The sequence below is a fragment of the Streptomyces sp. NPDC001816 genome, assembly GCF_042892235.1.
Classification (GTDB): Bacteria; Actinomycetota; Actinomycetes; order Streptomycetales; family Streptomycetaceae; genus Streptomyces.
This window is the reverse complement of record NZ_JBIATY010000028.1, coordinates 1-9,618: the sequence shown is the minus strand read 5'-3', so window position 1 is coordinate 9,618 and position 9,618 is coordinate 1. Positions and strand designations below refer to the sequence as shown.

The following is a 9,618-nucleotide window of genomic DNA, read 5'->3' as shown; positions in this document are numbered from 1 at the left end:
CGATTCCACCGCACCAGATCCCCGGTGCGATACATCCGCTCCCCCGCCCCACCGAACGGACACGCAACAAACCGCTCCGACGTCAACCCCGGACGACCCCAATAACCACGAGCCAGACCAGCACCAGCGACATACAACTCACCCACCACACCCGACGACACCAACCCGAGACGGCCGTCCAGCACATACGCGCACGTGTCGTCGAACGGGACACCGATCGGCGGCACCTCCGGCACCGCACCGGCCGACCGCATCGGCCAGTGCGTGACGAACGTCGTCGTCTCCGTCGGCCCGTACACATGCCCCAGAGCAATCCCCGGGCAGGCCTCCAGCACCCGACGCATCGCCGCGGGCGAGGCCGCCTCACCGCCGGTGAGTACCTCTCTCAGACCCGAGAACGCCCCCGCGTCCTCCTCCGCGATCAGATTGAACAACGCCGTCGTGATGAAGATCGCCGAAAGGCCCTTCTCCGCCACCAGGCTCCGCAGCACGTGGGCGTCCAGCGCGCCGGCAGGGGCGACGACCACGCGGCCGCCCTGGAGCAGTGGCGCCCACATCTCGTACGTCGAGGCGTCGAAAGCATGCGGCGAATGCATCAGCACCCGTTCGTGCGCCCCCGTGCGCCACCGCGTATCGAACGCCAGCGCCCGCACATCGGCGTGCGACACCGCCACGCCCTTCGGCACGCCCGTCGAACCTGAGGTGTAGATGACGTAGGCGAGTTGCGTGTCCGTCACGGGAACCCGGAGGTCGAAGGTATCGACGGCCGGGGCATCGGTGACCAGGTCCTCGAGCCGCAGCACACTGACGGTGCCGACGGCTGGGGAGTCCGGAGACATGGTCAGGTCCGACGCCTCCCAGTCCCGGTCGGTGATGAGCACGGGAGCAGCGGTGTCGGCAAGCACCCACGCCACGCGATCGCGGGGGTACGAACCGTGGACGGGCACGTAGGTGCCGCCCGCCTTGACGATCGCGAGCGTGGTGACCACGACGTCGAGGGAACGTTCCAGAAGGACGGCCACCGGTGTCTCGCTTCGCACACCCAGCGCCACGAGCCGGTGGGCCAGGCCGTTGGCGCGGGCGTTCAGCTCGGCGTACGTGACCTCCACACCGTCGGCCACCACCGCCACCGCATCCGGCGACCGCACCACCTGCGCCTCGAACAACTCCGGCAGCGAACCCTCCGGCACCACACCTTCGGCACCACGGCGGTCCTCCAGCAACTCCCGTCGCTCAGCAGGGGCCAGGATGTCGAGGTCGTCGATCGGCAGATCCGGATCGCGCAGCGCGGAGGCCAGCAGCCGGACGAACCGATCGCCGATGGAGGCGGCGGTGTCCGTGTCGAAGAGGTCCAGGGCGTACTCGAGGTCGCCGTGCAGTCCGGCGCACTGCCCGTCCTCGGTGTGCTCCTCGGTGAGGAAGAAGGTCAGGTCGAACTTGGATACGCCGATGTCGACCGGCCCCAGTTCCACGTCCAGGCCAGGGAGTTCGGGGCACGGCAGACCGGCGTTGCGGAGTCCGAGCATCACCTGCGCCAGTGGGTGGCGAGAGGTGGTCCGCACCGGGCTGACGACGTCGACGAGCCGTTCGAAGGGCACGTCCTGGTGGGCGTATGCCTGGAGGTCGGTCTCGCGGGCCCGGCGCACCAGTTCGCGGAATCCGGGGGCGCCACTGGTGTCGGTACGCAGCACGAGCGTGTTGACGAACATGCCGACCAAGTCGTCGAGGGCGACGTCGGTGCGGCCCCCCACGGGGGTGCCGATGGCGATGTCCGTGCCGGCGCCGAGACGGGTCAGCAGCGCGGCGATGCCGGCCTGGAGCACCATGAAGACGCTGACGTGGTGGGCGCGCGCGAACTCGGTGAGCTCGCCGTGGAGCCCGGCGTCGACGCGCAGCGGTACGGCACCGCCGCGGTAGCTGGCCTGGGCCGGCCGCGGGCGGTCGGTGGGCAGCTCGATCTGGTCGGGCAGCCCGTCGAGGGCCTCGGCCCAGTGGGCGATCTGACGGCGGACGAGGCTGTCGGGATCGTCCTCGCTGCCGAGGAGGTCCCGCTGCCACAGCGTGTAGTCGGCGTACTGAACCGGCAGTTCGTCCCAGGCGGGTTCCTCGCCCCGGCACCGTGCGGCATAGGCGGTGGTCAGGTCGGTGGCCAGTGGGGCCAGCGACCAGCCGTCACCGGCGATGTGGTGCAGGACCAGCAGCAGTACGTGCTCCTCGGCTCCGACCGCGAAGAGGTGTGCGCGCAGCGGGAGTTCGGTGGCCAGGTCGAAGCCCTGCCGGGCGTTCTCGACGAGCAGGGCGGGCAGTCGCTCCGGGGCGGTGTCGGTGACGCACAGCTCCGGCAGTCCGGTGCCGGGCGGCAGGATGCGCTGTGCCGGGACGCCGTCGGTGTCGGGGAAGAGGGTACGCAGGCTCTCGTGGCGTGCCACGACGTCCCGGAGCGCCGCGTCGAGCGCCTCCCGGTCGAGGGGGCCGGTCAGGCGGAGCCGCATGGGCACGTTGTAGGTGGCGGAGCGGCCCTCGAGCTGGTTGAGGAACCACAGGCGCTGCTGGGCGAAGGAGAGCGGTACGGTCTCCGGCCGCTCCATGGTGCGTACGGCAGGCCGGGCGCCGTCGGCGGTCGACTGGTCAAGGTGTGCGGCGAGCCGGGCGACGGTGGGCGCCTCGAAGAGTTCGCGCATGCTGAGCTCGATCCCGAAGACAGCGCGCACGCGGCTGGCGAGCCGGGTGGCCATCAGGGAGTCGCCGCCGCGGTCGAAGAAGGAGTCCTCGACGCCGATCCGCTCCAGGCCCAGCACCTCGCCGAACAGCCCGCACAGCACCTCCTCGCGAGGTGAGGCCGGCTCCCGGCCGGTGACGGCACCGGCGAAATCGGGCGCCGGCAGCAGCCGCTTGTCGACCTTGCCGTTGCCGGTGAGCGGCAGTTCGTCCAGTACGACCACCGCCGACGGCACCATGAACTCCGGGAGTTCCTCGCCGGCGAGGCGACGCAGCTCGGCGGTGTCCACAGCAGCGCCCGGAACCGGCACCACATAGGCGACGAGGCGCTTGTCCCCCGGCCGGTCCTCACGGGCGACCACGACGACCTGGCCCACGGTGTCGTGGCCCGCCAGCACCGTCTCGATCTCGCCCAGCTCGATGCGGAAACCCCGCACCTTCACCTGCTGATCGACACGCCCGACGTAGTCCAGGCCGCTCTCGTGGTTCCACCGCACGAGATCACCGGTGCGATACATACGCTCACCGGGATCGCCGTACGGGCAGGCCACGAACCGCTCCGCCGTAAGAGCGGCACGGCCCCAGTACCCACGGGCCACACCCGCACCCGCGAGGTACAACTCGCCGACGCCACCTGCCGGGACCGGACGCAAGCCCGCGTCCAGAACGTAGGCACGCATGTCGTCCAGCGGCCGCCCGATGGGCAGCGCGCCGGACGGCGTCTCGGTCACCGTGTGAGTGGCGGCGAAGGTGGTCGTCTCGGTCGGACCGTACCCGTTCACCACCGTGAGGCCGGGGCAAGCCGTCAGCACCCGTGCCACCGCGACCGGCGAGACCACGTCGCCACCGGTCCACACCTCGCGTACGCCCGCGAAACAGCCCGGCTCCTCGTCCGCGACCAGGCTGAACAGCCCGGCTGTCAGCCACAGTCCCGTCACACCGTGTTCGGCGATCACCCGTGCCAGTGCGGCCGCCGTCAGATCACCGGCCGGCGCCACCACCAGCCGTCCCCCGGTCAGCAACGGAACCCACATCTCGTACGTCGAGGCGTCGAAAGCGTGCGGCGAATGCATCAGCACCCGCTCATGCGCACCACCCCGCCACCGCGAGTCGAACGCCAGCGCCCGCACATCCGCGTGCGCCACCGCCACACCCTTCGGCACGCCCGTCGAGCCCGAGGTGAACATGACGTACGCCAGCTGGTGAGGCTCGATGGCGATGCCGGGGTTGTAGCCCTCGGCCGACACGACGGGATCGTCGACACTGACGATGTCCAGGCCGAGGCGCGGCGCCCGGTCGGCGCTCGCGGAGTCCGTGATCAGGACGGTCACGCCGGTGTTCGCCACCACCCAGGCGACCCGGTCCGGCGGGAACGAACCATGAATGGGGACGTAGGCGCCTCCGGCCTTCACCACCGCGAGCACCGCGACGACGACCTCCACGGAGCGCTCCAGCAGCAGCGCCACCGGGGACTCGCGGCGGACGCCCAGTCCTACGAGCCGGTGGGCCAGGCGGTTGGCGCGGGCGTTCAGCTCCGCGTACGTGATCTCCACTCCGTCCGCCGCCACGGCCACCGCGTCCGGAGTCCGCGCCACCTGCGCCTCGAACAGCTCGGCCAGCGACCCCTCCGGAACCACCCCCGTCGCGCCTCGCCACTCCTCCAGCAACTCCCGCCGCTCGGCAGGGGTCAGCAGGTCCAGTTCGCCGACGGGGCGGTCGGGGCGGGTGACCAGTTCGCCGAGCATGCGCAGGAAGCGGCGTTGGTGGCCGTCGAGGTCGTCCCGGCCGTAGAAGGCAGGGTCGGCGTCGAAGTCCACGCGCCAGCCGCGGCCGTGGCCCCGGTCGTAGATGGCCACGGAAAGGTGGTCGACGGGGCCGAGGGCGAGGTTGTGCACGGTGGTCGAGTGCCCGGCGAACAGCTGCTCGTGGTCGAAGAGCATGATGTTGACGGCGGGGCCGAGGATGCCCGCGTCGCCGGCGCCGAGGCCGAGCTCGCGCCGCAGGTCCTCATGCCGGAACCGCTGGTGCCGGAGGGCCGAGCGGAGTTCCGGCACCATGCGCCGGATGGTCTGTTCCAGGCTCTCGTCGGGCCGTACGGCCATCCGCAGCGGCAGCACGTTGGAGGTCATCCCGACGGTGGCCCGGCTGGTGGGCGTGGTGCGGGCACCGACCGGGAGGGAGAGGACGACATCGCTCTGTCCGGTGGCACGCCAGCAGTAGAGAGCGGCCGCGGTCATGAGGAGGGTGGACAGGTGCGCCCGCATCCCGCGCGCGGTCTCGCCCAGCCTTTCGACCTCCTCCTCGGACAGGAAGGCGGTCCTGCGGATGAACGGCTCGTGTCCGCCGTCACCGACACCGCTCTCCGGGCGCCCGTCGAGCCGGACCGGCGCGGGCCGGTCGGCCAGCTTGTCCAGCCAGAACGCGCGGTCCTCGGCGTAGTCCGCCGACGCCCGGTACTCCTCGTCCTCCGCCCGGAGGTCACGCAGGGAGCCGAGTACGCTCGCGCCGTACTCGGTGCCCTCCACGAGCGCGGTGTAGACGTCGGCGAGCCGCTGCACGATCAGGCCCCTGGAGTAACCGTCGATCACGATGTGGTGGTACCAGTGGCACAGGATGAACCGGTCATCAGCGATCTTGATCAGGGTGAGGCGGTACAGCGGACCCCGCTCCAGGTCGAGAGGGCTTCCCACGTCGGCCTTCATCCAGGCAAGCGCCGCTTGCAACGGTGCGCTCTCCCCTGAAAGGTCGAGGATCGTCAGCGCGGGCGCATCGTCGGGGTCGACGACCACGTGCCGTCCGTCGGGCTCGACGGACCGCATCCACAGCGCGTCGATGTCACGGACCACCTGCCGATAGGCCGTCTCGAAATGCCCAGTGTCCACCGGCCCATGGATTTCGATGTATTCGGCGATCTTGTACTTCTGGCGCGTCCGGTCCATCTGGTGGGCGAACCAGATGCCGGACTGGGCCGCCGACAAGGGCCAAACCTGCTGCACACGCGCTTCTGACACTACTCTTCACCCCGGAAAGATATGGACGAAAAAATGTCCCGCCTTCCGTCCGGGTTCCGGCGCGGTCCGCGCGAGAAATCCGGGGGGAACGCGGGACGGCCTTCAGGACTGCGCCATCGCCTCGCGGAGGCTTTTCGGCCGCATGTCGGCCCAGTTCTGCTCCACGTACTCCAGGCATTCCTGACGCTTGGCCGGACCGTGGACGGATTCCCATCCCGCCGGTACGTCGGCAAAGGACGGCCAGAGGGAATGCTGGCCCTCGGCGTTGGTCAGGACGAGATACGCGGAGTCCGGGTCCTCGAAGGGGTTGGCCATCACGGCACCTTTCGTCTGTGTGTCAGGGAGCGCGTTGCGTGAAACGCGTGTGTTCGGGGCGTGCGCCGGGCAGCAGGGCCCGGCGGCGTGCGTCAGACGGCGGCCGCGACACCGAGTTCGCCGACGAGGACCCGCACGAGGTCCTCGGGAACGTCCTCGATGTAGAAGTGACCGCCGGACAGTTCCACGGAGCTGAAGGTGCCGCTGGTGTGCCGACGCCACTGCTCGGCGTCGGCGAGCGTGAACGACGCGTCCGCGTCCCCGGCGATGGCGGTGATCGGGCACGTCAGCTGCTCCCCGGCCACGGACCGGTAGCCGGCGACCAGCCGGAAGTCGCTGCGCAGCGTCGGCAGGGCCAGCTCCTGCAGCTCGCGGTCCTCCAGCACGCCCGCCCCGGTGCCGCCGAGGGCGCGGATGTAGTCCAGCAGCGCGTCGTCGTCGGGGAACGTGAGGTCGTGGCGACGGTCGACGGAGGGGGCGCTGCGCGCGGACGCGAACAGCCGCACGACCTCGGGCTGCCGCCCAGCCAGCCGCCGCGCGACCTCATAGGCAACGGTCGCGCCCAGGCTGTGGCCGAAGAACGCCACCGGGCCGCGGAGCCGGTGGGCCGCCGCGAAGGACAGGCGGTCCACCAGAACGTCCATGTCCTCCAGGGCGGGCTCGTGGAAACGATCCTGTCGGCCCGGGTACTGCACCGCCACCAGCTCGACGGTGGGTGGGAGGAGCTCCGTCCAGGTCCGGAAGGCACTGGCGGCGCCTCCTGCGTGCGGGAAGCAGACCAGCCTGACGCGGGCCTCGGGGCGCGGGCGGAAGACCCGGAACCAGGCGGAGGACGCCGACGACGTCTCATACGTGCGGTACGTGCTCATGGGTGACCCGGCGCTCAGTCGCACATCGCCACGAGTACACGGCGCGCCCCGGTGAAGGGCCGCCTCCCGTGGCCCACGGCGACGTTGTCGATGAGCATCAGGTCGCCGGTGCGCCAGTCGACGTCCACGGCGCTGTCCAGGCCGCGGTCGCGGATCTGGGTGACGTACTCGGCCGGGATGGGCGTGCCGTCGGCGAAGGTCACGTTCTGCGGGAGGTCCTCCGCCGGCATGATCTGGGCCAGCGCCTTGGCGGTCTCGTCACCGAGCCCGGCCGGATGCCACTGGTCGGCCTGGTTGAACCACACCTCGTCACCCGTGACCGGGTGCCTGATCGTGGCTTGCCGGTCCTGATGCACGCGCAGCCCGCCGTCGGCCTTCCACTCCCACGACGACCCGGTCTTCTCCAGGAACGACTCGACCTCGGCCCGGTCCTGCGTCTCGAAAGTGTCCTGCCAGCTCTTGCCCAGGCCCATGCCGCCGTGGAGGTTCTGGGTGTAGCGCACACCGCCCTTGAACGCCTCGCGCACCTCGGGGTCGAGCGCGGTCAGCCAGCGCACACCGTCGACAACGGGAGTCGCGCCGCCGGTCTCGGGCTGCCGCTCGCAGAAGAACAGCAGCCGGGAGGGCCACGCGTAGGCGTAGGACATCTCGTTGTGCATCGAGATGGTGAATTCCTGCGGGTATTCCGTCGAGGTGTAGACGTTATTCCCGACCTTGGTGCGGGGCGAGTTGCCGTGCACGTACGCCAGCCGGTTCGGCAGCAGCTCGTCCATGACTTCGTCGAGTTCCTCGGGAGTGACCCCGAAGTCCCGGAACACCAGGGCCTTTTCCCGGGCGAGCAGCCCGGCGAGGTCGTCCAGTCCCCGGAGATACGCGGTCAGGCCCCGAGCGGTTGCGTCGGCCCCGGAGTTTCCGGGCGAGATCTCGAACGGCACCCAGTCCTCGTGACCAGTCATCTCTTCATCTCCCAGCAGGTCTGTTGCGCTTCAGTCCCCACTGTCCGGGTCGATCTATATTTCTTCGCCACTGTGCCTATGGGGCGGCTACGCCGGCCGGAGAGCAGTCGCCCGCAGCAGGGAGGGCAGAACCTGGCCGGAAGTCGCGTACGCAGCCCCCTGTCCTGACGTCCGGGCGAACTCGGTCATCAAGGCAGGGGGCGGGCCGGCCATGGGCCAGGGGCCTGGGATCAGCCGGTCGCGGCCGCGCACAGCGCGGCGATCGTCCGGTGGTGGAACAGCTGCTGGATCGAGACCTCGAGACCGACAGCACGCAGGGCACCGACGAGGGCGACAGCCCGGATGGAGTCGCCGCCGAGGTCGAAGAACGAGTCCTCGACGCCGACCTCCTCCAGCCCCAGGACCTGGGACCACACGGCCGCCATGCCCAACTCGGCCATGCTGCGCGGAGCAACATAGGCGCTACGGGCCAACGCGTCCGAGGCGGGGGCGGGCAGAGCACGGCGGTCGAGCTTTCCGTTCGGCGTGACCGGGATCCGCTCCAGCCTCACGAACGCCGCCGGCACCATGTGCCCGGGCAGCAACCGGCCCAATTCGGTGCGCAGCGCACCGGGTTCGGCGGCGGCACCCGCCGTCGGAACCACATAGGCCACCAGCCGTTTGTCACCGGGAGTGTCCTCGCGTACGAGCACGACGGCTTCACGGACGTCGGGCAGCCGTACCAGCGCGCCCTCGATCTCGCCCGGCTCGATCCGCACACCACGAATCTTGACCTGGTCGTCGATCCGGCCGAGGAACTCCAGCGTGCCGTCGGCCAGCCAGCGCACCCGGTCACCGGTCCGGTACATCCGGGCACTGGCCTCCCCGTAAGGATCCGGTACGAAGCGCTCCGCTGTCAGACCGGGGCGCCGCACATAACCGCGGCCAACGCCCGCACCCGCGATGAACAACTCGCCGGGAACGCCCACCGGTTGCGGGCACAGCTCGTCGTTCAGCACGTAGAGCCGGGTGTTCTGGATCGGCTTCCCCATCGGGACATGCTCCAGTCCCACGGGAAGAGTGCCGCGAGCGCTCCAGAAAGTACAGTCGATCGCCGTCTCACTGGGCCCGTAGGAGTTGTGCAGTTCCAGCCCCGGCAGCGCCTCCAGCAGGCGCTGGGCCAGCGGCACTGACATCTCCTCGCCGCCGCCCACGACAGCGCGCAGGGAGCGGCACTTCTCCAGCCCGCCTTCCTCCAGCACGAGGGCCAGCATCGAGGAGACGAAGTCCACGACGGTGACGCCTTGTTCGGCCATTACCTGGCCGAGGTATGCGGGGTCACGATGACCACCGGGCCGGGCGACGACGATCCGGGCCCCCGCCATCAGTGTGCCGAAGATCTCCCACGCGAACACGTCGAACCCCGACGCGGTCTTCTGCAGGACCACGTCGTCCGAGGTCAGACGGAGATGGCGGTGCGTCCAGTCGAGCCGGTTGACCACGCCTCGGTGGGTGTTCACCACGCCCTTGGGACGGCCTGTCGAGCCCGACGTGAACACCAGGTACGCCCCGGAGTCCGGCATGGCCAGCGGGGCGGGGTTCCCCGCCGGCTCGTCGGCCCAAGCGGCCTCGTCATCGACGAACAGCACCACAGCGGAGGTGGAAGGAAGAACCCCACGCAGACGCCGCTCGGTGACGATCACCGGCGCGGCGGTGTCCTCCACCATGCCCGCCAGACGATCCGCCGGATACTCCGGATCCAGCGCCACA

The 9,618-nt window shown here is 70.2% G+C and carries 5 protein-coding genes; all 5 read right to left on the bottom strand.

Features of this window, described 5'->3' with window-relative positions:
- Positions 1-5,714: amino acid adenylation domain-containing protein (locus ACFYZZ_RS45210; RefSeq protein WP_389189919.1), on the bottom strand; the 5,714-nt coding region annotated here is incomplete at its 3' end.
- A gap of 117 nt (positions 5,715-5,831) precedes the next feature.
- Entirely contained in the window at positions 5,832-6,044 is a 213-nt protein-coding gene (locus ACFYZZ_RS45205; RefSeq protein ID WP_389189917.1) for an MbtH family protein, read from the bottom strand.
- 92 nt (positions 6,045-6,136) lie between these two features.
- A complete protein-coding gene (locus tag ACFYZZ_RS45200) occupies positions 6,137-6,913 on the bottom strand; it encodes a thioesterase II family protein (protein ID WP_389189915.1) in 777 nt (258 codons plus the stop codon).
- A gap of 14 nt (positions 6,914-6,927) precedes the next feature.
- The gene (locus ACFYZZ_RS45195) at positions 6,928-7,869 is read right to left on the bottom strand and encodes a TauD/TfdA family dioxygenase (RefSeq protein ID WP_389189913.1); all 942 of its coding nucleotides are present in this window, start codon (positions 7,867-7,869) and stop codon (positions 6,928-6,930) included.
- A gap of 230 nt (positions 7,870-8,099) precedes the next feature.
- Positions 8,100-9,618: amino acid adenylation domain-containing protein (locus tag ACFYZZ_RS45190; RefSeq protein ID WP_389189911.1), on the bottom strand; the 1,519-nt coding region annotated here is incomplete at its 5' end.